Genomic DNA, 24,810 nt, shown 5'->3' with positions numbered 1-24,810 from the left:
TGCAACCACAGTTATTGTTTTAATGATGCTTTAATAAAATCACGGAACAATGGTTGCGGTCTTGTCGGCCGTGATGTAAATTCCGGATGGAATTGGGCAGCGACGAACCAAGGATGATCTTTTAGCTCAATAATTTCGACGAGACGGCCGTCCGGACTTGTACCGGAAAAGACGAATCCGTGCTGTTCCATTATTTGACGATATTGATTGTTGAATTCATAACGATGGCGATGGCGTTCATAAATGACTTCATCTTGATATGCTTCGTAGGCAAGCGTTCCTTCTGACAATTTGCAAGGATAAAGACCTAGTCGAAGCGTTCCGCCTAAATCTTCTATATCCTTTTGTTCCGGCAATAAATCGATAATTGGATGAGGTGTATTCGGGTCAAATTCAGCGGAATGAGCTTCTTTCAGCCCCACTACATTGCGGGCAAACTCAATCGAAGCAAGCTGCATTCCGAGACAAATTCCGAGGAATGGAACTTTCTGCTCGCGCGCGTAACGAATCGCTTCAATTTTTCCTTCAATGCCGCGGTCGCCAAATCCGCCTGGCACGAGAATGCCGTCCGCATCGCTCAATAAGTCGGCTGCGTTTTCCTTATTTACATGCTCGGAGTTAATCCATTTAATATCAATATCGGTGTCAAACGCATATCCGGCATGACGCAACGCTTCTACTACAGAAATATACGCATCTTGCAATTCCACGTATTTTCCGACAAGCGCGATTTTCGTTGTCCGTGACAAATTGCGCACTTTTTCGACAAGCGCCTTCCATTCCGTCATGTCCGCTTCTTTACAGTCTAACTTCAAATGTTCACAAACGATTTGGTCTAATTTTTGCTCTTGTAGCATAAGCGGAACAGCGTATAAAGTATCCGCATCGCGCGCTTCAATGACCGCTTTCGGATCAATATCACAAAATAGCGCAATTTTCTCTTTCATATCTTGAGAAATTGGCATCTCGGTGCGAACGACGATGACGTTTGGTTGAATGCCAAGGCTCCGTAGTTCTTTTACGCTATGTTGGGTTGGTTTTGTTTTCATTTCGCCAGCCGCTTTAATATATGGAACAAGCGTACAATGAATGTACATTACATTGTCGCGGCCAACGTCGCTTTTGATTTGGCGAATCGCTTCTAAAAATGGCAACGACTCAATATCGCCGACCGTTCCGCCAATTTCCGTAATGACAACATCCGCATTGGTTTCTTGACCGGCCCGAAATACTCGTTCTTTAATTTCGTTCGTAATGTGCGGAATAACTTGCACCGTTCCTCCTAAATAATCCCCACGGCGCTCTTTTTTGATCACAGCGGAATAAATTTTTCCCGTTGTTACGTTGCTATATTTATTTAAGTTAATATCAATAAAGCGCTCGTAGTGTCCTAAATCGAGGTCCGTTTCTGCGCCATCGTCGGTAACGAACACTTCTCCATGTTGATACGGACTCATCGTTCCCGGGTCTACATTGATATATGGGTCAAACTTTTGAATCGTTACGTTCAAGCCGCGATTTTTTAATAACCGGCCTAACGACGCCGCCGTAATCCCTTTTCCTAACGATGATACGACACCGCCGGTAACAAAAATATATTTTGTCATATTGTGTTCCCCCCTGCCGAAATATATATAACAGTTTAAGTGTGTGCCAAATACAAAAATAAAAAACGCTCCGCTTACGTATATGTAAGGGAGCGATATATTTGTACTGTCTGTTTTTAAGAGCCCAGATAAGATTTTACATAGTTCCATGGATAAAGTCAAGAGAATATTACTCGTCTTCTTCCGGGACGTCTATATCTAAATCTTCGTCCAGTTCGTCATCCCCTAAGTCAAATTCATCGTCATCAAGAAGTTCGTCATCAAACGCCTCGTCGTCGTCGAGATCAAATTCGTCATCATCGAGAAGCTCGTCTTCATCAAGATCAAGCTCGTCTTCATCATATTCGTCAAGATCATCATAATCGATATCTTCATCATCGATAATATCATCGTAATCCTCATAATCATCAAGGGCTTTTTTCTTCTTCGGCTTGGCGATCATTACCGTTTCATCTTCTGTTTGATCAAACGGATACCAAACGCGCAGACCCCAGACATTTTCTCCAACACAAATAAAACGACCGTCAATATTTAAATCTGTATAATATTGAGCAAGCCGCTGTTTTACTTCTTGCTCCGATAAACCAATTAGCGCAGCAACTTCATTCACAAGCTGTTGGAACGATAACGCTTCCCTTTTTTCAGATAAAACGAGACTAGCGAGTTCCACAAACGACATTTCTCGCAATTCCTCTTGAGAGTATTGCTGCAAACTCAAATTCGGCACTCCCTTTCCTATGTAAACTGACGATGAATGCGATTCGAATACATACCATTCATTATAAACAAATTCTCGTTGTTTATGCTAGATGTTTACTGAAAAAAATGCGAATTTCCTCATAAAATTGTTTTGACAATCGTAGAAAGCATGTTTTGCAGCGAAATTGTAGATCATAACCCATATTTTTTATGCCATGAAAAAAGGAAATCGGCAAGCGATTTCCTTTTTTCAACGTTACATATTGCGGCGATATTGACCGCCAACTTCATAGAGAGCGCGCGTAATTTGTCCAAGGCTTGCGACCTTTACGGTTTCCATTAGCTCTTCGAAAATATTGCCGCCACTAATCGCGACTTGTTTGAGACGCTCTAGCGCCGCATCTACTTTATCTTTATTTCTCTCTTGGAATTCACGCAAGTTCTTAATTTGCAATTCTTTTTCTTCATATGTCGCGCGCGCTAGCTGTATATTGTTCAGCTCTTCTTCAGACGGCGGGTTCGGGTTGAGATATGTGTTTACTCCAATAATCGGAAGCTCGCCGCTATGTTTTTTCATTTCATAATACATCGATTCGTCTTGAATTTTTCCGCGCTGATATTGCATTTCCATCGCGCCTAACACGCCGCCGCGGTCGTTGAGGCGCTCAAACTCTTTTAACACTGCTTCTTCGACTAAATCGGTAAGCTCTTCAATAATGAAAGAGCCTTGAAGCGGGTTTTCGTTTTTCGCGAGACCAAATTCTTTCGTAATGATTAGCTGAATCGCCATTGCTCGGCGGACCGACTCTTCGGTCGGTGTTGTGATCGCTTCATCATAGGCATTGGTGTGCAGCGAGTTGCAGTTATCATAAATCGCTATTAACGCTTGCAATGTTGTGCGGATATCATTAAAATCAATCTCTTGCGCATGAAGCGACCGGCCTGATGTTTGAATATGATATTTCAGCTTTTGACTGCGTTCGTTTGCTCCATATTTTTCCCGCATGGCGATCGCCCAAATGCGGCGCGCCACCCGGCCGATAACCGAATATTCCGGATCTAAGCCGTTGCTGAAGAAGAACGAAAGGTTTGGCGCGAAATCATCAATTTTCATGCCGCGGCTTAAATAATATTCGACGTACGTAAAGCCGTTGGCAAGCGTAAATGCAAGCTGTGTAATCGGATTTGCTCCTGCTTCGGCGATATGATATCCCGATATCGAAACAGAGTAATAGTTGCGAACTTTATTTTTAATAAAGTATTCTTGAATGTCGCCCATCATTCTTAAGGCGAAATCGGTGGAGAAAATACACGTATTTTGTCCTTGGTCTTCTTTTAAAATATCAGCTTGCACCGTACCGCGCACCGTTTGCAGCGTATATGCTTTTACTTCTTCGTACTCTTCTTTCGTAAGCGGGCGGCCTAGCTCTTTTTCCCGCTTTTCGACTTGCTGGTCAATTGCCGTATTCATAAACATCGCTAAAATAATCGGTGCTGGACCGTTGATTGTCATCGATACGGACGTTAGCGGGTCGCATAAGTCAAAGCCTTTATATAATTTTTTCATGTCATCGAGCGTACAGACGCTGACGCCGCTTTCCCCAATTTTCCCGAAAATGTCTGGCCGGTAATCTGGGTCTTCACCGTAAAGCGTTACCGAGTCAAACGCGGTGCTTAGGCGCTTCGCTTTATCTTCTTTACATAAATAATGGAAGCGACGGTTCGTCCGTTCTGGCGTTCCTTCCCCGGCAAACTGCCGTTTCGGATCTTCTCCCTGCCGTTTAAATGGAAAGACGCCTGCTGTATATGGGAACGAACCCGGAACGTTTTCTTTATACACCCAGCGCAAAATTTCGCCATAGTCTTTGAATTTCGGCAACGCCACTTTTGGAATATCTAATCCTGATAAACTTTTGGTCGTTAAGTCCGTTACGATTTCTTTATCGCGAACTTTAGTCACGAATTGTTTTGCGGAGTATTTTGCCTTCAAGTCTTCCCATGAATCAAGAATTCGTTTTGATTCCGGCGTTAGTTCGTTTTCGTAATGTTGTTTGAGCGTCTCTAAAGACGCGATGACGTCTTCGCTTTCACCGCGCTCTTTTGCCGCTTCAATCGCTCCTTCGATTTGGAATAAGCGGCGCGCGATTTCTACTTGCCGTTCGACGCGTTTATGATAGTTGCGAACGGTTTCGGTAATTTCGCGCAAATAGTAGCGGCGTTCGCTCGGAATAATGACGTTATGTTTTTCGACATTCGATACGGTTTTTAAGCTTGTTTTCCAATTGGTTCCTGCTTTTTGATTAATGAGGTCAACAAGCGCCACAAATAGCGTATTCGTTCCCGGGTCGTTAAATTGACTCGCAATCGTGCCATATACCGGCATTTCGGAAAGGTCTTTATCAAATAATTGATGACTGCGCTGATATTGTTTTTGCACTTGACGCTTCGCATCTTCGGAGCCTTTTCGTTCAAATTTGTTAATGACGATTAAATCCGCATAATCAATCATATCGATTTTTTCAAGCTGTGTTGGCGCTCCGAATTCACTTGTCATCACATACATCGAAATATCACATACTTCGGTAATCGCCGCGTCACCTTGGCCGATCCCGCTTGTTTCGACGATAATTAAATCAAACCCTGCCGCTTTGACGACCGAGATGGCATCTTTAATCGCAAGCGACAATTCGGAACGGGAATTTCGCGTCGCTAAACTGCGCATATACACGCGCGGTGTGTTGATCGAATTCATGCGAATGCGGTCACCTAAAAGCGCGCCGCCTGTTTTTTGTTTCGTCGGGTCAATCGATAAAATCGCGATTTTAATATCTGGTATTTCGTTTAAGAAACGGCGGACAAGCTCATCGGTAAGCGAACTCTTTCCCGATCCGCCTGTACCGGTAATTCCGATAACTGGCACCGGTTTCGTCAGCTCTTTTACTTTTTCCATCACTGTTTCCATCGCCGCAGCTGCTTCATTCGTCACATCAACACGGTTTTCACATAGCGTGATCAAGCGAGCGATCGCCTGAACGTCCCCTTTTGGCAGCCGCTCTAATTCATCGGTAATTTCTGTTACAGTCGGAAAATCACATTCTTCGAGCATGAGGTTAATCATGCCTTGCAATCCGAGCTTGCGGCCATCTTCCGGCGAAAAGATACGCGCAATTCCGTATTCGTGCAACTCTTTTATTTCCCTTGGAATAATGACGCCGCCGCCACCGCCGTAAATGCGGATGTGGGAAGCGCCACGTTCTTGAAGCAGGTCATACATATATTTGAAAAATTCCATATGTCCGCCTTGATAGGAAGATACCGCAATTCCTTGCACATCTTCTTGAATAGCGGCATTCACAATTTCATTAGCGGAACGGTTATGTCCTAAATGAATCACTTCCGCTCCACTTGCTTGTAAAATGCGGCGCATGATGTTAATCGATGCGTCATGTCCGTCAAATAAGCTAGAAGCTGTCACAAAACGAACATGATGCTTTGGACGGTAAATATGTGCCACCCTTTCTCCCCCTTTGTCATGATGACCGTTTCTCCATAATTCCCTTTAGCAATAATTCCGTTTGCAATGCAATGTATTCATCGAGCGTATACATTTTTTGCAGCGCCCAGCGGCGGAACGCCCACATTTGCCCTAGAACAAAGATGTTATGGGCGAACAATTTAATTTCTTGTTCTGTTAGTTGAAATACCCCATTGTCGACACACGTCTGCAAAATTTTTTCAAACATCGCGACCATTTGTATTTCCTTATTGAGCACATATGGCAGCGATTCTTTACTAAGCGATTTTGCTTCTTGATACATTACAAGCACTTCGTCTTGCAAATCATCGATGACTTTAAAATAACGGGCAATCGCTAATTTAAAGCTTTCCAATGTCCCGTGATGGGTGTCGATATCTTTTTCCATCCGTTCGCGCACTTCGTCATATATACGGTCACAGACAAGATATAAAACATCTTCTTTTTGGCGAATGTATTCATAAAGCGTTCCAATGCTAAACCCCGAGGCTTTCGCGATCTCTCTCGTTGTCGTGCGGTGAAATCCTTTTTGTTTAAACAAGGCAATGGCCCCTTTAATCATTTGATTACGGCGTTTTTTCACCAGTTTTTCATCTTTTACGGACGCTATCACTTCCCGTTTTTTCATATGCATCACCTGTATGCCGCGGAATGCTTATCTTGTAAGCATCCGCGAAATAACGAGACGTTGAATTTCTTGCGTTCCTTCATAAATTTGTGTAATTTTTGCGTCGCGCATAAACCGTTCGACTGGATAATCTTTCGTATAGCCATAGCCTCCGAAAATTTGCACGGCATCGACCGTTACTTTCATCGCTGTATCGCCGGCAAACAATTTCGCCATCGCCGATGCTTTGCCGTATGGAAGACCGTTTGTTTCGAGCCATGCCGCTTGATACGTAAGCAGGCGCGCCGCTTCGATGGCGGTCGCCATATCAGCAAGTTTAAAAGCAACTCCTTGCTGTTCAGCGATCGGTTTGCCAAATTGCACCCGTTGTTTTGCATATTCAATCGCTGCGTCTAAGGCTCCTTGCGCGATACCGACCGCTTGTGCAGCGATTCCATTTCGGCCGCCGTCAAGCGTCATCATCGCGATTTTAAATCCTTCCCCTTCTTGCCCGAGAAGGTTTTCTTTCGGAATGCGGCAATCTTCAAAAATAAGCTCGGTTGTCGGCGATGAACGAATGCCGAGTTTTTTCTCTTTTTTCCCGATCGAAAAGCCTGGTGTGCCTTTTTCAACGATAAAGGCGCTGATTCCTTTATGGCGCTTTTCTGGATCGGTTACGGCGAACACCACGTAAATTTCTGCTTCGCCGCCGTTGGTGATCCATACTTTCGAGCCGTTTAGCACGTAATAGTCGCCATCTCTTACAGCTCTCGTTTTCATGGAGGCGACGTCCGAACCGGCACCTGGTTCCGAAAGGCCATATGCGCCAAGTTTTTCACCTGTCGCAAGCGCGCGCAAATATTTTTGCTTTTGCTCTTCTGTGCCGAATTTGTAAATCGGCCAGCTTGCGAGTGAAATGTGCGCAGACAACGTTACCCCGGTAGACGCGCATACTCTCGATAACTCCTCTACTGCGATGACATACGCTAAATAATCGCTGCCGATACCGCCGTACTCTTCCGGCCATGGAATTCCGGTAAGGCCTAATTCAGCCATTTTATTAAAAATTTCGCGGTCAAATCGTTCTTCTTCATCCCGTTCGGCTGCAGTCGGTGCTACTTCTTTTTCAGCAAATTCGCGCACCATTTTTCTTATCATTTCATGCTCTTCACTTAACTGAAAGTTCATAATCCCGATCCCCCATTTATTTATTGATATAAATATTTGCTAATGACTAGACGTTGAATTTCGCTTGTTCCTTCGTAAATTTCACAAATTTTTGCATCGCGGAACAACCGCTCGACCGGATAATCTTTCGTATAGCCATTGCCACCGAAAATTTGCACCGCTTCAATGGCGTTTTCCATCGCCGTTCTGGAGGCAAACAATTTCGCCATCGATGCTTCTTTTCCGCATGGGAGGCCTTGCGCGCGCAAAAACGCGGCATGATAGACAAGCAGTTTCGCCGCTTCGACCGCTGTCGCCATATCGGCAAGCTTAAAAGCAACGCCTTGCTGTTCGGCGATCGGTTTGCCAAACTGGATGCGTTCTTTCGCATAAGCGGTCGCATGTTCGAGCGCCGCTTCGGCAATGCCTAGCGATTGCGCGGCGATGCCAATGCGTCCGACATCGAGGTTAGCCATTGCGATTTTAAAGCCTTGCCCTTCTTCGCCAAGCAAGTTTTCTGCCGGCACTTTCGCGTCTTCCAGCGTAATTTGCACCGTCCGTGAACCATGAAGCCCCATTTTTTTCTCGTCTTTGCCAATGATAAATCCCGGCGTATCTTTTTCGACGATGAAGGCGGAAATGCCGCGGCTTCCTTTTTCATTCGGATCGGTGCGGGCAAATACGATATACGTATCCGCCTCCCCGCCGTTGGTGATAAAAATTTTCGAGCCGTTTAAAATGTAGTAGTCTCCTTGGCGGACCGCTTTCGTTTTTAAACTTTTCGCATCCGATCCGGCGCCCGGTTCAGTAAGGCAAAAAGCGCCTAAATATTCGCCGCTGGCTAATTTTGGAACGTATTTTTTCTTCTGCTCTTCCGTTCCAAAGTATAAAATCGGATTGGTGCCGACCGACGTATGCACCGATAAAATGACACCAACTGTAGCGCTAACTTTCGAAATTTCATGGATGGCGATAATGTAGGAAATAAAGTCCATTCCCGCACCGCCGTACTCTTCAGGAACGGTAATTCCCATCAAACCGAGTTCGGCCATTTTGTTTAAAATCGGGCGCGGAAATTCGCCTTGTTCCATACGTTCAACAAATGGAGCGATTTCCGTTTGCGCGAATTCTTGCACCATCTTCCGCATCATTTCTTGCTCTTCTGTAAAGTGTAAATTCATGTATGCCACCTTCTTTGCTGATTAATCGTACGTGTAAAAACCTCTGCCTGTTTTGCGGCCAAGCCAGCCGGCTTTCACATATTTGCGCAATAACGGGCATGGGCGGTATTTATCATCGCCAAATCCTTCATGAAGTGTTTCCATAATGTATAAGCACGTGTCCAGCCCGATAAAATCCGCTAATGTCAACGGCCCCATCGGATGGTTCATGCCAAGCTTCATTACTTCATCAATCGCTTCTTTTGTCGCGACCCCTTCATATAACGCGTAAATCGCTTCGTTAATCATCGGCATGAGCACGCGGTTCGAGATAAAGCCTGGGAAGTCATTGACTTCCACCGGAACTTTGTTCAGCTTGCGCGTAATCGCTTCAATCGTTTCATATACTTCATCGGCGGTAGCCAATCCGCGGATAATTTCTACAAGTTTCATTACAGGAACCGGATTCATAAAGTGCATGCCAATCACTTTTTCCGGCCGCTTCGTCGCCGCTGCGATTTCCGTAATTGGCAGTGAAGATGTGTTTGTCGCCAAAATCGTGTGCGGCGGAGCAATTTCATCAAGCTGGGCAAACAACTTTGTTTTAACATCCATGTTTTCGACGACCGCTTCAATGACTAAATCGGCTTTCGCGGCGTTTTGCAAATCGGTTGAAGGAGTAAGCCGCGACAATGTCGCCTCTTTTTCCTCTTCTGTCAATTTTCCTTTTTCGACTTGGCGTGACAGCAATTTTTCGATATTCGCCAATCCTTTGTCGAGCTGTTGTTGGCTAATATCATGCAAGAAAACGTCGTATCCTGCCATCGCGCACACTTGCGCAATGCCAGATCCCATTTGTCCTGCACCGATAACCATAATCGTTTTGACGTCCATTGTTCCACATCCCCTATCCTTAGTCATTTCTAAGTGAAGTACAGTTTGTCTGATGGAATATCGAGACCATTGCTTTTCTTATTGTCTAGCTCCAGAGGCTAGCTCCCTTGTGCGAAATAACCTTCGCTTGAAGTGCAAGCACTTCCGCGCGCAAAGAACATTTCGCTTCGAGGGAGCCAGGATGGCGACATTTCGCCGTTGCCCACAGGATGCGGGCCGCCTTTAGGCGAAATTGCGCTGCCTCCGCTTTTCTCTCTGTCTAGCTCCGGCGGCAACACATTGAGTTAACTTCCCTGAACAACCCACGCAAGACCAAACTTTGTTTGGTCTGAGCCTCCTCGCGGGCCCTCCAGCGCGTTTCGCGGAGCCAGGACGGCGACATTTCGCCGTTGCCCGCAGGATGCGGGCCGCCTTTAGGCGAAATTGGGGCGACCTCAGCTTTTCTATACTTGTACCATAATGGCATCGCCTTGACCGCCGCCGCTGCAAATCGCCGCGATTCCGATGCCGCCGCCACGGCGTTTTAATTCGTGAATCAATGTAATGATAATGCGCGCACCGCTTGCGCCGATCGGATGGCCTAATGCGACCGCGCCGCCATTGACGTTCACTTTTTCTGGATCGATGCCAGCGATTTTGATGCTAGCCAATGCAACTGCGGCAAACGCTTCGTTAATTTCGAATAAATCGATGTCATTGACCGTTTTCCCTGTTTTGCGAAGCAATTCGTTAATCACAAGCCCTGGCGTTTTCGGAAAGTCTTTTGCTTCCACTGCAATCGATGTGTGTGCCAAAATCGTTGCGAGCGGTTTTCTTCCTTCCCGCGCCGCTCTTTCCTCGCTCATTAACACGAGCGCCGCAGCACCATCATTGACCCCAGGTGCATTCCCCGCTGTTACCGTCCCTTCTGGGTCAAATACAGGCGGAAGCTTCGCCAGCTTTTCGAGAGATGTATCTTTTCTTGGTGCTTCGTCATGCTCCACCAATAGCGGCGCTCCTTTACGTTGCGGAACTTCCACTGGTACGATTTCTTCCGCTAATAATCCGGCTTCCATCGCGGCGATCGCCCGCTGATGGCTGCGGTATGCCCACTCATCTTGTTCTTTGCGGGAAATTTCTAATTCTTTCGCCGTTTCACCACCGTACACACCCATATGCACACCGGTGAAACTGCATGTCAGCCCGTCATACACCATTAAATCTTTTACGGTAGAATCGCCCATTCGTAATCCCCAACGAGCATTTGGTAAAATATATGGCGCGTTGCTCATCGATTCCATTCCGCCTGCGACGATGACTTCCGCATCTCCTAGGCGGATAATTTGATCACCAAGAGTAACGCTCCGCATTCCTGAAGCGCATACTTTATTAATCGTTTCCGTCCGCACCTCCCATGGAATGCCGGCATAACGCATCGCTTGACGGGATGGAAGCTGTCCTTGTCCACCTTGCAGCACCGTTCCTAAAATCACCTGATCGACCTGCTCACCGCTAATGTTAGCTCGATGAAGCGCCTCTTTGATCGCAATGCCGCCAAGCTCGGGTGCCGTAAGCGGCTGCAGTGCTCCACCGAATTTTCCAAACGGTGTGCGAACCCCACTTAAAATAACCGTTTTTCCCATAAAACCTCTCCCCTTTGTTTATATGTCTTGACCACCAGTTCAAGAAAGCGATTACAACAATGCAGACTGAACGCTCGCTCGATGTTGATGGTCAAGAGAAGGTGTACATTGGAGCGCACACCCTCTCTATCTATTATACTAATATTTTAAAAAATGAGAATTATATATTCAATTCTTTTTTATGAAGCGGCTTCCTTTTCTTCGCCAAATACGGATTTAGCAAGCAGTTCTGCGACATCGTAAGTAGTGACGCGATCTTCGACTTCTTTTGCTTTTGTACCGTCGGTTAACATCGTTAAGCAGTATGGACAGCCAGCGCTGATGACCGTTGGGTTGACGGCAAGCGCTTGTTCTGTACGAGCAACATTAATCCGATTGCCTGTTGTTTCTTCCATCCACATTAAACCGCCGCCTGCACCGCAGCACATGCCTCGTTCGCGGTTACGTTCCATTTCCACGAGCTCCACGCCCGGAATTGCTTGCAAAATTTTACGCGGCGCATCGTACACATCGTTGTAGCGGCCTAAATAACAGGAGTCATGGAAAGTAACTCTTTCTTTTACTTCGTATTTTGGTACTAATCTGCCTTCTTCAATAAGCTTCGCAAGCAGTTCTGTATGATGGTATACTTCCGCTTCTAATCCAAAATCAGGATATTCGTTTTTAAACGTGTTGTACGCGTGCGGGTCGATCGTCACAATCTTTTTCACGCCCGCTTTTTCAAATTCCGCGATATTGTTGGCCGCGAGTTCCTGGAATAAAAATTCGTTTCCTAAGCGACGTGGCGTGTCGCCAGAGTTTTTCTCTTTATTTCCTAAAATCGCAAATTTCACACCAGCTTCGTTTAACAATTTCGCAAACGCCAAAGCGATTTTTTGGCTGCGGTTGTCAAATGCCCCCATTGAGCCGACCCAGAATAAATATTCAAACTCTTCGCCAGCTTTTTTCGCTTCTTTTACTGTTGGAATATGCACATCATCGCGAAGCTCGCGCCAGTTTTCTTTCTCTTTGCGGTTGAGTCCCCATGGGTTTCCTTGACGTTCGATATTGGTCATCGCCCGCTGCGCATCTGGGTTCATTCTTCCTTCCGTCAGCACAAGATAGCGGCGCAAATCAATAATTTTGTCGACATGCTCGTTCATGACCGGGCATTGGTCTTCACAGTTGCGGCATGTCGTACAGGCCCAAATTTCCTCTTCGGTAATGACGTCGCCGATGAGGCTTGGCATCTCCAATGCCGCCGCTTGTTCCTGCACTCCTTGCGCGGCAAACGCCAATTGGTTACCTCTCGTATTTTTAAAGGCAAACGTCGGCACCCACGGAGCGCGGGACGTAACGGCCGCCCCTTTTTCAGTCAGGTGGTCGCGCAGTTTTAAAATTAGATCCATTGGCGACAACATTTTCCCAGTTCCTGTTGCCGGACACATGCTTGTGCATCGTCCGCATTCGACACAGGCGTATAAATCGATGAGCTGCTTTTGCGTAAAATCTTCAATTTTTCCGACGCCAAACGCTTCCTGCGTTTCATCTTCAAAATCGATTTTCGACAGCTTTGGCCGGGACAAACGGCTGAAAAAGACATTAATCGGCGCAGCAATTAAATGAGCATGCTTCGATTGTGGTACATATACTAAAAATGTAAGCAAAATCAATAAGTGCACCCACCAAGCGATAAAGAACAATACGGCTGCACCTGTTTCGCCGACCCAGCTGAAAGCGCCAGCGATGAATGATGCGACCGGTTCGCTCCACGAGGCTTCCTCACCGTGCCAAATCATGCTCATTCCATTTCCAAACAAGACGGAGATCATTAATCCGCCGATAAAAATCAACACTAGGCCAGCTTTGAAATCTCGTTTTAAACGGACGAGTTTTTCAATATAGCGGCGATAAAACGCGGCGAACACTGCGATCAAAATGAGCAAAGTAACGATTTCTTGGAAAAACGTAAAGCCTGGATAAAGCGGCCCTAACGGAAGATGCGCCCCAGGGACAAGACCTTTAATAATAAAGTCAATCGCCCCGAATTGAACAAGAATAAACCCGTAGAAAAACATAACGTGAATGATTCCGCTTTTTTTATCCTTTAATAGCTTTTTCTGTCCAAATACGTTCACCCAAATTTTTTGGAGACGCTCTTTTACTTTGTCATCAAACTCGACTTTTTTACCGAGTTTAATGTAAGCGGCACGAGTTTTAACCAAGTAGACAAACAAGTAGACAGCGTAAGCGGTTACAATTAAAAATGCGAGAAAATTAATGACTAACAGTGAATTCATTATTGTCTCCCCTTCCCCCTTTGAATCGATGAGATGATCATCAAAAATATTGACAACAGAATAAATTTTCAGAATTATAACTTTGTGTTTATTTTACATAATGAATGAGCATTCAGTCAATAATGTTTTTACAAGTTGTCCTGCTATTTTTTCTCATGACGGGTACATTAATAAATAACGATGTAATCAGGAGGGCACGAAATGATTGTACTTTTCGTTATTGTTATTATATTAGCGCTAATTTATCTCGATGACAAGCTGGGAGAATACTTTTACAAAAAGAAAAAAGAAAAAATCGTGTATCCAGAGCGCCAAAGCGATCTTTCTTTTTTCATAAACGGTACACATCTATTTGCCGATTATTTTGCAGAAATTCGCAAGGCAACACATCATATACACATTTTGTTTTATATCGTGAAGACGGATGAAATTAGCCAGCAATTTTTTCAATTGTTAAAACAAAAAGCAGAAGAAGGCGTTCGCGTTCGTCTTCTTGTCGATTGGGTCGGCAGCTTCGGATTGCCAAAAAAATTGATACGTTCCTTAAAAGAAAGCGGCATCGAATTCGCATATGCACATAAACCTCGTTTTCCATTTTTCTTTTATCGGCTAAACCGGCGGAATCACCGGAAAATTACCGTCATTGATGGAAAAATCGGATATATAGGCGGCTTTAATATCGGCAAAGAATATGTTGGACAAGATCCAAAATTCGGCGAGTGGCGTGATTACCATTTGAAAATAGTAGGAGAAGGGGTTGGCGATTTACAAATGCAGTTTTGCCGTGATTGGAAAGAAGCGACAAATACATCGATTGTGGAAGATCAATATTTCCCTCCTCTTCAAAAAGGAACGGTTTCTCACCAGTTTGCTGCCACGAACGGTTATTTGTTAGAACAACAATTCATCGATCTCATTCGCCAAGCGAAAAAAGAATTGATCATTGGAAGTCCGTATTTTATCCCTAGCAGCGCTGTGATGAACGCACTGCTTGATGCACTCTCCCGCGGAGTAAAGGTGACGATTCTCGTACCGTTAAAAGCCGATCACTTATTTGTCAAAGAAGCCGCATATCCTTATTTTTACCGCCTTTTAAAAGCTGGAGCACATATTTATCGGTTTTATCAAGGATTTTATCACGCCAAAACGATGGTCATTGACGAAGATTGTTGTGATATCGGTACGACTAACTTTGATAAACGAAGCTTTTTCTTAAATAGCGAAATCAATTGTTATATTTATGATCGCAATTTTGTGCAGCAAGTAAAAGAAGCGATCAGGCATGATCTGGCTCGCTCGGAACCGCTGACGCTCGATTTTTGGAAAAAGCGCACATTATGGCAGCGCGGCAAAGAATCGATATCTACCCTCCTTTCTGCATGGCTGTAGCGTATGATTTAAAAAACAATGTTGAGGGAATCGCCCTCAACATTGTTTTATTTCCAAAAATAACTTACCCATTCAAACACTTTCATTCCTAGGTATACTCCAACAATGCCAGCAATGCCCGCTAATGCTGGAGGAGCAGGGATCGGCAAACGAAACAGCGTAAATAAGAAACCGACCACGATGCCTGTCACTAATGATAAAATCACTTCTTTCATCGGTTTTCCTCCATGTGTGCTTTTTTATTGTCATTATGCCCATAAGAAAGAGGGGTCACTCTGAAAGTCCCCCTCTATCCCATGTCTATTGTATCATTATTGTCGAAAAACGTCTTCCGTTTTTACTGCTTTCCGTCTTTCACGCTGATCCGCCGATTTTCTTACATCTTTTCTGGAGCGGATACGCCAATGAGCGCTAAAGCGTTTTGTAGCGTGATTTGGACGGCTTTCATTAACGCTAAACGGGCACGGCTTTTTTCGATGTTTTCTGGATCTAGTACTTTTTCTGCATTGTAAAAGCTATGCAATGCTGATGCTAACTCAAAAACATAGCCAGTGATCCGATGCGGCATCCGTTTGATCGCCGCTTCCGAAACTGCGCTTGGAAATTCCCCTAGTTTTTTCAATAGCTCGATTTCTTTTTCGGTTTGGATATAATCAAGCTGCAAATCTCCTTCGTACGATAACTGCAGTTCTTCCCCTTGACGAAGAATGCTAGAAACGCGCGCATGAGCGTATTGTACGTAGTACACTGGGTTTTCATTCGACTGCGATACGGCAAGGTCCATATCAAAGTCTAAATGGGTGTCACTTGAGCGCATCGCAAAGAAGTAACGCGTCGCGTCAAGACCGACTTCTTCCATTAATTCGCGCATGGTCACCGCTTTTCCGGTCCGTTTGCTCATTTTCACTCTTTCGCCGTTTTGATACAAATTGACTAATTGAATGATTTCGACTTCGAGCACGTCAGGATCATAGCCAAGCGCCTCAATTGCCGCCTTCATCCGAGGAATATAACCATGGTGGTCTGCGCCCCAAATGTTAATGATTTTTGTAAAGCCGCGACGCAGCTTGTCTTGGTGGTAGGCGATATCCGGCAACAAATACGTATATGTACCGTCTTTCTTAATTAAGACGCGGTCTTTGTCGTCGCCAAACGTTGTCGAACGGAACCATGTCGCGCCATCTTTTTCGTAAATATGCCCGCGTTCGCGCAATATGGCTAACGTTTCATCAATTTTTCCGCTTGTGTATAAAGATGTCTCCGAATACCAAACGTCAAACGTCACGCGGAAGTCTGCCAAATCTTTTTTAATCTTTTCTAATTCATAATTGAGTCCGTACTCGCGGAAAAAGGCGAGACGTTCTTGTTCATCCATATGAACATACTTGTCGCCATGCTCCTCGGCGAGCTTTTTCCCGATTTCGATAATATCTTCGCCATAATAGCCGTCCTCCGGCATTTCTTTATCGATCCCGAGCGCTTGGAAATAACGAGCTTCCACTGATTTCGCCAAATTGTAAATTTGATTTCCGGCATCGTTAATATAATATTCGCGCGTTACGTCAAACCCCGCTTTTTCTAAAATATTGCATAAAGAATCTCCAACCGCCGCGCCGCGCGCATGCCCTAAATGCAAGTCCCCAGTCGGATTCGCGGAAACAAACTCCACTTGGACTTTTTGTCCTTTTCCGACATTTGTTTCACCGTAAGATGCACCGGCTTGAATAATCGTTGGAATGAGCTCCGTAAGGTAACGGTTGTCCATGTAAAAGTTAATGAAGCCAGGACCGGCAATATCAATTTTTTCAATCGACGCTTTTGTTTTATCCATATGCTGGACGATTTCTTCGGCAATTGCGCGCGGAGGTTTTTTTGCAATGCGCGCTAGCTGCATCGCCATATTTGTCGAGTAATCCCCATGCGCTTTCTCTCTCGGTACTTCCAAAATGACATCTGGCACTTCTTCCTCCGCAGCAAGCCCTGCGCTTACGACAGCGCGTTTAATTTCCTCTTTAATGCGTTCTTTCATTTGTTCGACAATATTCATGAATCTATGCCTCCTTAAACATGATCGTCATCGCATGACGTCCTGCTTGTTCGTTTTGCATCTCCAATTGATACGATAAAAATAGGTGTCCTTTCTTTCTTTTTTCATTATACCGAAATTCAATATTGTCCGTTTTTGTTTTTATCGTCCACTGTCCAAACGGAGTATGGTAGTGTCCAGTCGTTTCTTCTGTTTTGCGAAAGACATGGCGCATCCGAACCGCTCCGGACCGCATTACGACAACTTCATGATCCGTTATTTTCATCACCGTGTTTACTTTGCCTAGTTCTTGCTGTTCCTCAAATTGCAAATAAACGGCATTTTCTTTTATGTAGTAAAATCCTTCCGTTTCCAAAGCAACCGTTTCTTTGCGAAATCCGTCGCGAATATTGGTAATTTGCTTGAGGCGAATAGGAATTCCGTGTTGCTTTTCCATCAAGGACACATCCTTATGATCCAAAACAAGTAATAACTAACTTTATTAAGTATAAAGGAATCGTTTCCTAATGTTCAAGAGGATGAGACGTGCGGATCATGAATAAATCGTAAGTATCGGTCTATATTCCCAAAAAATATAAAAAATCCTGCCTTTTTCAATCAAAGGCAGGATTTTCGTTGCAAATATTTTGTCATGGGCATATCTCGCTACCATAGCAAGGATGCTTTTTGCCTGCGCCAGAAAAACGACCTTCCACCTCGTTTATGCGTTCCGTTTTTGCACCCAGCCGAGAATCATTTCGCGAATGAGTTTGCTTGCGGTGTTGGCGGTTTGTTCCGAATGGTCGTAAATAGGAGCTACTTCCACTAAATCCGCTCCGACGACGCGAACATCCGATTTCGCGATTTCATGGATCGCCGCCAACAGTTCTTTAGACGTAATGCCGCCGGCGTCGACCGTTCCCGTGCCCGGGGCATGGGCAGGGTCCAAAACGTCGATGTCAATCGTCACGTACACCGGACGTCCAGCTAGCTTTGGAAGCACTTCTTTTAGCGGCTCGAGCACTTCAAATTTTGCGATGTACATCCCGTTCTCTTTCGCCCACTCGAATTCTTCTTTCATGCCAGAACGAATGCCGAACGAAAATACGTTGGTCGGGCCGATAAGCTCTGCTACTTTGCGAATCGGCGTCGCATGGGACAGCGGTTCGCCCTCATAATGTTCACGCAAGTCGGTATGAGCGTCCATATGGATGACCGCTAAATCGGGATATTTTTTATATACCGCTTTAATGACCGGCCAAGAAACGAGATGTTCGCCGCCGATGCCAAGCGGGAATTTATCGGCCGCTAAAATTTTATCCACGAAGTCTTCAATGATCTCTAAACTGCGCTGCGCGTTTCCAAACGGAAGCGGAATATCGCCCGCATCAAAATATTTTACCTCTTCAAGTTCGCGATCTAAATACGGGCTATATTCTTCCAAGCCGATCGATACTTCGCGAATGCGTGCCGGACCGAAGCGGGAACCAGGACGGTAGCTTACCGTCCAATCCATCGGCATTCCGTAAATCACCGCTTCGCTTTCCTCAAAATTCGGATGGCTTTTAATAAACACATTACCCGAATACGCCTCATCAAATCGCATCGTCATGCCCCTCCCTTACTTCAATAAATCAGCGACAAATTTCGGCAGAACAAAGCAAGCTTTATGAAGCTCTTTTGTGTAATATTTCGTCTCAATATCGTGGAAGCGTTCATCGCTTACTTCAAGCGGATCGTATTTTTTCGAGCCGATCGTAAACGTCCATAGACCGCTTGGATATGTCGGGATATTGGCAGTGTATAGACGCGTAATCGGGAAAATTTCGCGAACATCGCGATAAACATTACGGATTAAGTCTGCTTTAAACCAAGGGTTGTCTGTTTGTGCGACAAAAATGCCGTCTTCTTTCAAAGCCTTTGCGATTCCAGCATAAAAACCTTTTGTAAATAAGTTGACAGCCGGGCCGACTGGCTCTGTCGAATCGACCATAATGACGTCATATTCGTTTTCACTTTTCGCAATATGCATAAAACCGTCATCCACTTTTACTTCTACACGCGGGTCATCTAACTTTCCAGCAATTTCCGGAAGAAATTTTTTTGAGCATTCAATCACTTTTCCATCAATCTCCACTAATGTCACTTTTTTTACGCTCGGGTGTTTTAACACTTCACGAATAACACCGCCATCGCCGCCGCCAACGACAAGCACATTTTCCGGATTCGGGTGGGTGAAGAGCGGAACGTGTGCAACCATTTCGTGGTACACAAACTCATCTTTTTGCGTTGTCATCACCATTCCGTCTAAAATAAGCATATTGCCGAACTCTACTGTCTCCACCATGTCCAGCTTTTGAAATGGGGTTTGCTCTGTATGTAAAGTTCGTTTAATTCTCGCTGTAATGCCAAAATGCTCTGTCTGCTTTTCCGTAAACCATAATTCCATCTTCAACAACCCTTCCTTTACTCGTTTCGTCTATCATAACTATATACTACTTTTCATCTTTCCCTGGTAAAGAAAAAACCAAACATGAAAAAGTATAGAGCAATCTAGCAAAAATGCAAGTGAAACTTAATAGAAAAATGTTTAAAATAAAAAAAAATTTTGCATACTAATACAAAGACGATCATGAGGTGATGAACGTTGGAAATCATTCCAAGCAGCCGGTTTCGCGGAACATGGAAATACATTCGGGCGTTCGTTTTTATTAGTTTTATCCTAGCAATCTTATTCGTTGTTACGCTTGCCGGTTTGATCGCGTTTGCCAAATTAAAAGGAGCCCCGCCTTTAGCAGTGCCGCAAACGACGATTTTTTATGCAGATGATGGCACAAAAATCGGCGAGAGCGATAACGGGCAGACGCGTTACTGGGTAGACCTTGATGATATATCCCCCTATATTGTACAAGCAACGGTTGCTGTAGAAGATCGGAAATTTTATGAACATCACGGCTTTGATATAAAGCGCATTATCGGGGCCATTATCGCCGATATAAAGGCGATGGCGAAAGTGCAAGGAGCAAGCACCATCACCCAGCAATATGCGCGAAATTTATTTTTGAATCACGAGAAAACATGGACGCGGAAATTGCAAGAAGCATTATATACGATTCGCCTCGAAGCGAATTACAGCAAAAAACAAATTTTAGAAGGATACTTAAACACCATTTACTACGGCCATGGCGCTTACGGAATTGAAGCGGCTGCTCATCATTATTTTGGAAAACCGGCAAAACAGCTTACCTTAAGCGAAGCGGCAATGTTAGCCGGAATTCCGAAAGGTCCATATTACTATTCGCCACTTATTGATGAGAAGCGGGCAAAAGCGCGGCAAAAAACGGTGCTTTTGTCAATGGCGGAAACTGGATACATCAGCAAAAAAGAAGCGGAACAAGCGTATAAAGAACCGCTTGTTTATTCTCCCCATCACAAAATAGAAACGAAAAAGATCGCCCCTTATTTTCAAGATGTAGTGAAATATGTGCTGCGAAATCAATTAGGATTGGATGAACGCACGATTGAAATGGGCGGATTGCGCGTGTATACATCGCTGAATACGAAAATGCAGGAAACTGCGGAACAAAACATTCATGACATCATTGACCCTCACTCGAACATTCAAGCGGCACTTGTAGCGATGGATCCGCGCACAGGAGAAGTAAAAGCGCTCGTCGGCGGCAGAGATTACAACAAAAGCCCTTTCAACCGCGCCGTGCAAGCGGAACGGCAGCCGGGCTCTACGTTTAAACCATTTCTATACTATGCAGCCATTCAACAGGGATTTACGCCGTCGACACAAATGCGAAGCGAGTTGACCACCTTTGCCTTTGACAATGGAAAAGCAACGTATACACCACATAACTACAATAACTACTATGCGAACGACTCGATTACGCTCGCTCAAGCCATCGCGCTATCAGACAACGTATTTGCTGTAAAAACGCATTTGTTTATCGGTGAGGAAAAACTGGTAGAGACAGCGAAAAAACTAGGCATTACAAGCAAATTAAAAGCTGTTCCTTCACTCGCGCTCGGAACATCGCCGGTGAAAGTGATCGATATGGTGAAAGCTTACAGCGTATTTGCCAATAACGGCAAAAAAGTCGAGCCAGTTTTTATTAAAAAAGTCGTCAATCATCATGGAGAAACAATTTACGAATACAAACCATCAAGCAAACAAGTGCTAGATCCGGACGCCGCATATGTAACGACTCAGCTGATGACAGGCATGTTTGATCCGAAATTAAATGATTATACAACAGTCACCGGGCAATCGATTCGAAAGGAGATCACACGCCCATACGCAGGAAAATCGGGAACAACAGAAACAGATAGCTGGATGATTGGATTTTCGCCACAACTAGTTGCAGGGGTATGGACCGGTTACGACCGCGGGGAAACGATTGATAAAATTGCGGAGAAACAATATGCAAAACAAATTTGGGTGCAATTTATGGAAAAAAGTTTGCAAGGAAAACCAAAGAAAAAGTTTAAACCAACCAAAGGGGTCGTTGGGGTCTATGTCGACCCGGATAACGGCAAACTTGCGACAAAGTCATGTCCGGTAAAGCGTCTTACTTATTATATCTCTGGCTCAGAACCGAACGACTACTGCACCGACCATTTACATCAAAAGAAATCAAAGAAAAAAGAAAAGCAGAAAAATTGGTTTGAAAAACTGTTCCCTTGGTTCTAAAGGAAAACCCCTCAAGCGAAATCGCTTGAGGGGTTTTCCTGTCCTAGTTTTATTGTGTTATACATTTAGGTCTAGTTTACCCTGTTTCCTGTTAGACGACAAGTATTCGTCACATAACATTCACAAAAATGTCACATATATGGAATTTCATGAAAGCATGGGCATCTTCTCTTGTTATTTTTCGCCTTCGAGTCCTTTTTTCAATTCCTCACTCGAACGATTCCACATTTCGATATCGTGTTTCTTTAAAAAGTCCGCAAGCACCCGTTTTGATTTCTCATCCATATGATCCACGATAATATGGCGCTTTAATGACTTATCTAAACGATTTACATGCTCTGGAAGCAGTTTATAGCCGCGGCGAGCCTCCCTGTCGACCGTCATTTCGCACGCCGTTACGCCGGCATAATACGGTCCATCTTCTTTTCGCTCAATCGTTACCCATACGATCCAATACGGTTTTCCGTTTGGCACTTCATCGCGATTTGGCAAAAATTTAATTCCCCGTTCCACTGCGCTGCGGGCATGCATTGCCCCCATATCCACGAACGCTTCCCCCGCTTCGACATCGATAATCACCGGGGAAACGTTTTCCAAGCTTAATACTCCTGCGCCAAACCCGCCGTGGCCGTCGGTTGGATCATCTTTAATGATATTAAACCCGATATTTTTCTTTTTCTTCTCCATCCAAATACCCTCCTTTATCACCTAAAAGAATAATGTAGAAAAAAACGATTGCAAATTTTCTAATACAAACGGAATTGCTACATTAAAAATCGGCTGTATCGTATAACGGTCAAGCGGCGTCAACACAAGAATAAGAAAAATAAGCGCTCCATAGCTTTCCCACTGCGTCATTTTCGCGCGAACGCCTTGCGGGGCTAAATCCTCGATAATACGATACCCATCGAGCGGCGGAAATGGAAGCAAGTTAAAGATAAACAACACCACATTTAAGCTGATAAAAATTTGAAAAAATAAATCAAATCCCGCAGCAAACCAATCTGGAATCGCCGTCATAATCCCGAAATGAATCATGCTATACCACACAAGAAATCCGAATGCGGCAAGAAGAAGATTGCTTAAAGGACCGGCAACCGACACAAGAATCCCAGCAAGGCGAGGATGTTTAAAGTTAAACCGATTCACGGGAACGGGCTTTGCCCAGCCAAACCCAGCAAGGAAAATAAGCAATGTACCGAGCAAATCAAGATGAGCAAACGGCGATAACGTTAATCTTCCTTCGTTTTTGGCCGTCGGGTCTCCGAACTTATAAGCGGTATATGCGTGGGCGAATTCATGAACCGAAAAAGCAATCGCAAGCGTCATAAACACATATGGAATTTGCTGAAGCGAATAAGGAAGTAAATGTTCCACTTTTTTTAACTCCTTTTTCCATCAATTTATTACCTAGTATACATGATTTGACGGAAAAAGTGGACTGAAGTTCCATTTTTCATGATATAATAAACACGACAGATGACCAAAAGGAGGACGGGACGGGCCATGCCTTACGTTACGATCAAAATGCTCGAAGGACGCACGGAAGAGCAGAAAAAAGCGCTTGTCGAAAAAGTGACAGAGGCGGTCGCCGAAACAACAGGCGCCTCGAAAGACAAAATTGTCGTTTTTATTGAAGAAATGTCGAAAAATCATTACGCTGTCGGCGGAAAACGTTTGAGCGACGAGCAATAAACATGCGGGCAAGGAACTTTTATGTTCCTTGCTTTTTTTATTGCCAATTTTTCAAAAAACGAATATTATTATATATGTGATTTAAAATGTTCGTGTTTTGGAGGTAAACGATGTTTGATTTAGCGAAACATAACACTAACTTAAAAACAGAAATCATTGCCGGATTTACAACGTTTTTAACGATGGTATATATCATCGTCGTGAACCCTGTTGTATTATCGGATGCCGGCGTTCCATTTTCCCAAGTGTTCACCGCCACGATTATCGCTACCGTCATCGGAACGCTATGGATGGCGCTGTTTGCGAACTATCCGATCGCAATTGCGCCGGGAATGGGGTTAAACGCGTATTTTGCCTACTCCGTTGTCGGATCGCATGGCAATATTTCCTATGAAGTAGCATTCTCGGCTGTGTTCGTTGCCGGAATCATTTTTGTGATTTTGTCGCTGACGCCGTTCCGCAGCAAGCTGATCGAAGCGATTCCAGAAAACTTAAAACATGGCATTACCGCTGGAATCGGCTTGTTTATCGCATTTATCGGCATGCGCCTCACCGGCATTATTCAAGCGCATCCGCAAAACTTAGTCGCGTTAGGCGATTTGCACTCGCCATCGGCCATTCTTACGTTGGTCGGTTTAGCGGTTACGCTTGTGCTCATGTCGCTTGGCGTCAACGGCGCGCTCTTTTTCGGAATGGTCATCACCGGAGTGATTGCTTATTTCACCGGACAATTGAAATTTGAAAAAGGCTTCGTTTCTATGCCATCGCTTCCGGAAGGGCTTGTTGTCGCCAACCCGTTTACGGCCATCGGCGATGTCATCCATTACGGATTGTATGCCGTTGTATTTTCCTTTTTGCTTGTGACAATTTTTGACACGACGGGAACGATGATTGGCGTAGCCCAGCAAGCCGGACTGATGAAAGGAAAAACGATGCCTCGCGCCCGTGAAGCATTGCTTTCCGACTCTATCGCAACCACGATCGGAGCAATGTTCGGCACTAGCCCAACATCCGCTTATATTGAATCTTCTTCAGGCGTTGCCGCCGGAGGGCGCACCGGTATTACAGCGCTAACGGTCGCCATATTATTTGGGCTATCCGCCTTTTTCGGACCGCTTGTTGGCGCCGTATCCGGCATTTCGGCGATCACAGCTCCAGCGTTAATTATCGTCGGAAGCTTAATGATGGGCAGCATCGCTCACATTCAGTGGGATCAATTAGATGAGGCATTCCCGGCGTTTCTCATTATTTTAAGCATGCCGCTCACTTCCAGCATCGCAACAGGAATCGCGCTCGGCTTTATTTCTTATCCGCTGTTAAAAATGACGCGCGGCAAATGGCGCGAAGTACATCCGCTCGTGTATCTTTTTGCCGTCCTCTTCTTCTATCAGCTCGCCTTTTTACCACATTAACCGGCGCATAAAAAACGAA

General features: G+C 44.8%; 20 protein-coding genes. 4 read left to right on the top strand and 16 right to left on the bottom strand.

Features of this window, described 5'->3' with window-relative positions; all coding sequences use genetic code 11:
- Positions 1-11 precede the first annotated feature (11 nt).
- The 9 genes from pyrG to FNL97_RS00425 form a co-directional block, all read right to left on the bottom strand.
- A complete protein-coding gene (pyrG, locus tag FNL97_RS00465) occupies positions 12-1,607 on the bottom strand; it encodes a CTP synthase (RefSeq protein ID WP_143414778.1) in 1,596 nt (531 codons plus the stop codon).
- Between the two features lie 169 nt (positions 1,608-1,776).
- On the bottom strand, positions 1,777-2,325 hold the full coding sequence (rpoE, locus tag FNL97_RS00460; RefSeq protein ID WP_205729479.1) for a DNA-directed RNA polymerase subunit delta: 549 nt from the start codon (positions 2,323-2,325) through the stop codon (positions 1,777-1,779).
- A gap of 237 nt (positions 2,326-2,562) precedes the next feature.
- Positions 2,563-5,820: a fused isobutyryl-CoA mutase/GTPase IcmF gene (gene icmF, locus FNL97_RS00455; protein WP_081188496.1), complete on the bottom strand. Its 3,258-nt coding sequence runs from the start codon at positions 5,818-5,820 to the stop codon at positions 2,563-2,565.
- A gap of 16 nt (positions 5,821-5,836) precedes the next feature.
- A complete protein-coding gene (locus tag FNL97_RS00450) occupies positions 5,837-6,469 on the bottom strand; it encodes a TetR/AcrR family transcriptional regulator (protein ID WP_015865343.1) in 633 nt (210 codons plus the stop codon).
- A 27-nt stretch (positions 6,470-6,496) separates the two neighbouring features.
- On the bottom strand, positions 6,497-7,636 hold the full coding sequence (locus FNL97_RS00445; protein ID WP_062678150.1) for an acyl-CoA dehydrogenase: 1,140 nt from the start codon (positions 7,634-7,636) through the stop codon (positions 6,497-6,499).
- Between the two features lie 20 nt (positions 7,637-7,656).
- Positions 7,657-8,796: an acyl-CoA dehydrogenase gene (locus FNL97_RS00440; RefSeq protein ID WP_062678151.1), complete on the bottom strand. Its 1,140-nt coding sequence runs from the start codon at positions 8,794-8,796 to the stop codon at positions 7,657-7,659.
- Positions 8,797-8,817: 21 nt separating this feature from the next.
- Positions 8,818-9,669: a 3-hydroxybutyryl-CoA dehydrogenase gene (locus FNL97_RS00435; protein ID WP_015865346.1), complete on the bottom strand. Its 852-nt coding sequence runs from the start codon at positions 9,667-9,669 to the stop codon at positions 8,818-8,820.
- Positions 9,670-10,112: 443 nt separating this feature from the next.
- On the bottom strand, positions 10,113-11,291 hold the full coding sequence (locus FNL97_RS00430; RefSeq protein ID WP_143414776.1) for an acetyl-CoA C-acetyltransferase: 1,179 nt from the start codon (positions 11,289-11,291) through the stop codon (positions 10,113-10,115).
- Positions 11,292-11,470: 179 nt separating this feature from the next.
- Positions 11,471-13,570, bottom strand: coding sequence for a heterodisulfide reductase-related iron-sulfur binding cluster (locus FNL97_RS00425; protein ID WP_143414775.1), 2,100 nt, complete (start codon positions 13,568-13,570; stop codon positions 11,471-11,473).
- 201 nt (positions 13,571-13,771) lie between these two features.
- Here FNL97_RS00425 and cls point away from each other — a divergent pair, with 201 nt between their 5' ends.
- Positions 13,772-14,959 carry a cardiolipin synthase gene (gene cls, locus FNL97_RS00420; RefSeq protein WP_143414774.1) on the top strand — a complete coding sequence of 396 codons (1,188 nt, stop codon included), beginning with the start codon at positions 13,772-13,774 and terminating at the stop codon, positions 14,957-14,959.
- A 47-nt stretch (positions 14,960-15,006) separates the two neighbouring features.
- Here cls and FNL97_RS00415 read toward each other — a convergent pair whose 3' ends face one another.
- The 5 genes from FNL97_RS00415 to speE form a co-directional block, all read right to left on the bottom strand.
- Positions 15,007-15,174 (bottom strand): XapX domain-containing protein, encoded by a 168-nt coding sequence (locus tag FNL97_RS00415; RefSeq protein WP_015865350.1) that lies wholly within the window; start codon positions 15,172-15,174, stop codon positions 15,007-15,009.
- Positions 15,175-15,335: 161 nt separating this feature from the next.
- A complete protein-coding gene (gene argS, locus FNL97_RS00410; RefSeq protein WP_062678156.1) occupies positions 15,336-17,006 on the bottom strand; it encodes an arginine--tRNA ligase in 1,671 nt (556 codons plus the stop codon).
- A 4-nt stretch (positions 17,007-17,010) separates the two neighbouring features.
- A complete protein-coding gene (locus FNL97_RS00405; RefSeq protein WP_062678157.1) occupies positions 17,011-17,442 on the bottom strand; it encodes a YwiB family protein in 432 nt (143 codons plus the stop codon).
- 264 nt (positions 17,443-17,706) lie between these two features.
- The gene (speB, locus tag FNL97_RS00400; RefSeq protein ID WP_081188512.1) at positions 17,707-18,591 is read right to left on the bottom strand and encodes an agmatinase; all 885 of its coding nucleotides are present in this window, start codon (positions 18,589-18,591) and stop codon (positions 17,707-17,709) included.
- Between the two features lie 15 nt (positions 18,592-18,606).
- Complete coding sequence (gene speE / locus FNL97_RS00395) at positions 18,607-19,434, bottom strand: polyamine aminopropyltransferase (RefSeq protein ID WP_015865354.1); 828 nt, start codon at positions 19,432-19,434, stop codon at positions 18,607-18,609.
- A 198-nt stretch (positions 19,435-19,632) separates the two neighbouring features.
- On the opposite strand from speE, the gene FNL97_RS00390 reads away from it, so the two are divergent.
- Positions 19,633-21,684, top strand: a complete 2,052-nt coding sequence (locus tag FNL97_RS00390; protein ID WP_143414773.1) for a transglycosylase domain-containing protein — start codon at positions 19,633-19,635, stop codon at positions 21,682-21,684.
- Between the two features lie 174 nt (positions 21,685-21,858).
- Here FNL97_RS00390 and FNL97_RS00385 read toward each other — a convergent pair whose 3' ends face one another.
- Both FNL97_RS00385 and FNL97_RS00380 read right to left on the bottom strand, forming a co-directional pair.
- On the bottom strand, positions 21,859-22,371 hold the full coding sequence (locus FNL97_RS00385; RefSeq protein ID WP_143414772.1) for a YwhD family protein: 513 nt from the start codon (positions 22,369-22,371) through the stop codon (positions 21,859-21,861).
- Positions 22,372-22,392: 21 nt separating this feature from the next.
- The gene (locus tag FNL97_RS00380) at positions 22,393-23,061 is read right to left on the bottom strand and encodes a site-2 protease family protein (RefSeq protein ID WP_143414771.1); all 669 of its coding nucleotides are present in this window, start codon (positions 23,059-23,061) and stop codon (positions 22,393-22,395) included.
- A 129-nt stretch (positions 23,062-23,190) separates the two neighbouring features.
- Here FNL97_RS00380 and thmT point away from each other — a divergent pair, with 129 nt between their 5' ends.
- Together thmT and FNL97_RS00370 are read left to right on the top strand one after the other, a co-directional pair.
- On the top strand, positions 23,191-23,379 hold the full coding sequence (gene thmT, locus FNL97_RS00375) for a 2-hydroxymuconate tautomerase (RefSeq protein WP_062678163.1): 189 nt from the start codon (positions 23,191-23,193) through the stop codon (positions 23,377-23,379).
- Between the two features lie 110 nt (positions 23,380-23,489).
- Positions 23,490-24,791, top strand: a complete 1,302-nt coding sequence (locus FNL97_RS00370) for an NCS2 family permease (RefSeq protein ID WP_143414770.1) — start codon at positions 23,490-23,492, stop codon at positions 24,789-24,791.
- Positions 24,792-24,810: the final 19 nt, after the last annotated feature.

Origin of the sequence: Geobacillus sp. E263 (assembly GCF_007197795.1) — a bacterium.
Classification (GTDB): Bacteria; Bacillota; Bacilli; order Bacillales; family Anoxybacillaceae; genus Parageobacillus_B; species Parageobacillus_B toebii.
Note: the sequence above shows the minus strand (reverse complement) of the source record. Positions and strands in the feature narration are given on the sequence as shown.

Bases quoted from the DNA above. Each gene is read 5' to 3' on its own strand.
- FNL97_RS00385 (WP_143414772.1), bottom strand. From the start codon at position 22,371: ATGGAGAAGAAAAAGAAAAATATCGGGTTTAATATCATTAAAGATGAT.
- thmT (WP_062678163.1), top strand. From the start codon at position 23,191: ATGCCTTACGTTACGATCAAAATGCTCGAAGGACGCACGGAAGAGCAG.
- cls (WP_143414774.1), top strand. From the start codon at position 13,772: ATGATTGTACTTTTCGTTATTGTTATTATATTAGCGCTAATTTATCTC.
- FNL97_RS00435 (WP_015865346.1), bottom strand. From the start codon at position 9,669: ATGGACGTCAAAACGATTATGGTTATCGGTGCAGGACAAATGGGATCT.
- FNL97_RS00415 (WP_015865350.1), bottom strand. From the start codon at position 15,174: ATGAAAGAAGTGATTTTATCATTAGTGACAGGCATCGTGGTCGGTTTC.
- speB (WP_081188512.1), bottom strand. From the start codon at position 18,591: ATGCGATTTGATGAGGCGTATTCGGGTAATGTGTTTATTAAAAGCCAT.
- argS (WP_062678156.1), bottom strand. From the start codon at position 17,006: ATGAATATTGTCGAACAAATGAAAGAACGCATTAAAGAGGAAATTAAA.
- pyrG (WP_143414778.1), bottom strand. From the start codon at position 1,607: ATGACAAAATATATTTTTGTTACCGGCGGTGTCGTATCATCGTTAGGA.
- FNL97_RS00425 (WP_143414775.1), bottom strand. From the start codon at position 13,570: ATGAATTCACTGTTAGTCATTAATTTTCTCGCATTTTTAATTGTAACC.
- FNL97_RS00430 (WP_143414776.1), bottom strand. From the start codon at position 11,291: ATGGGAAAAACGGTTATTTTAAGTGGGGTTCGCACACCGTTTGGAAAA.
- FNL97_RS00405 (WP_062678157.1), bottom strand. From the start codon at position 17,442: ATGGAAAAGCAACACGGAATTCCTATTCGCCTCAAGCAAATTACCAAT.
- FNL97_RS00370 (WP_143414770.1), top strand. From the start codon at position 23,490: ATGTTTGATTTAGCGAAACATAACACTAACTTAAAAACAGAAATCATT.
- FNL97_RS00440 (WP_062678151.1), bottom strand. From the start codon at position 8,796: ATGAATTTACACTTTACAGAAGAGCAAGAAATGATGCGGAAGATGGTG.
- FNL97_RS00445 (WP_062678150.1), bottom strand. From the start codon at position 7,636: ATGAACTTTCAGTTAAGTGAAGAGCATGAAATGATAAGAAAAATGGTG.
- speE (WP_015865354.1), bottom strand. From the start codon at position 19,434: ATGGAATTATGGTTTACGGAAAAGCAGACAGAGCATTTTGGCATTACA.
- FNL97_RS00450 (WP_015865343.1), bottom strand. From the start codon at position 6,469: ATGAAAAAACGGGAAGTGATAGCGTCCGTAAAAGATGAAAAACTGGTG.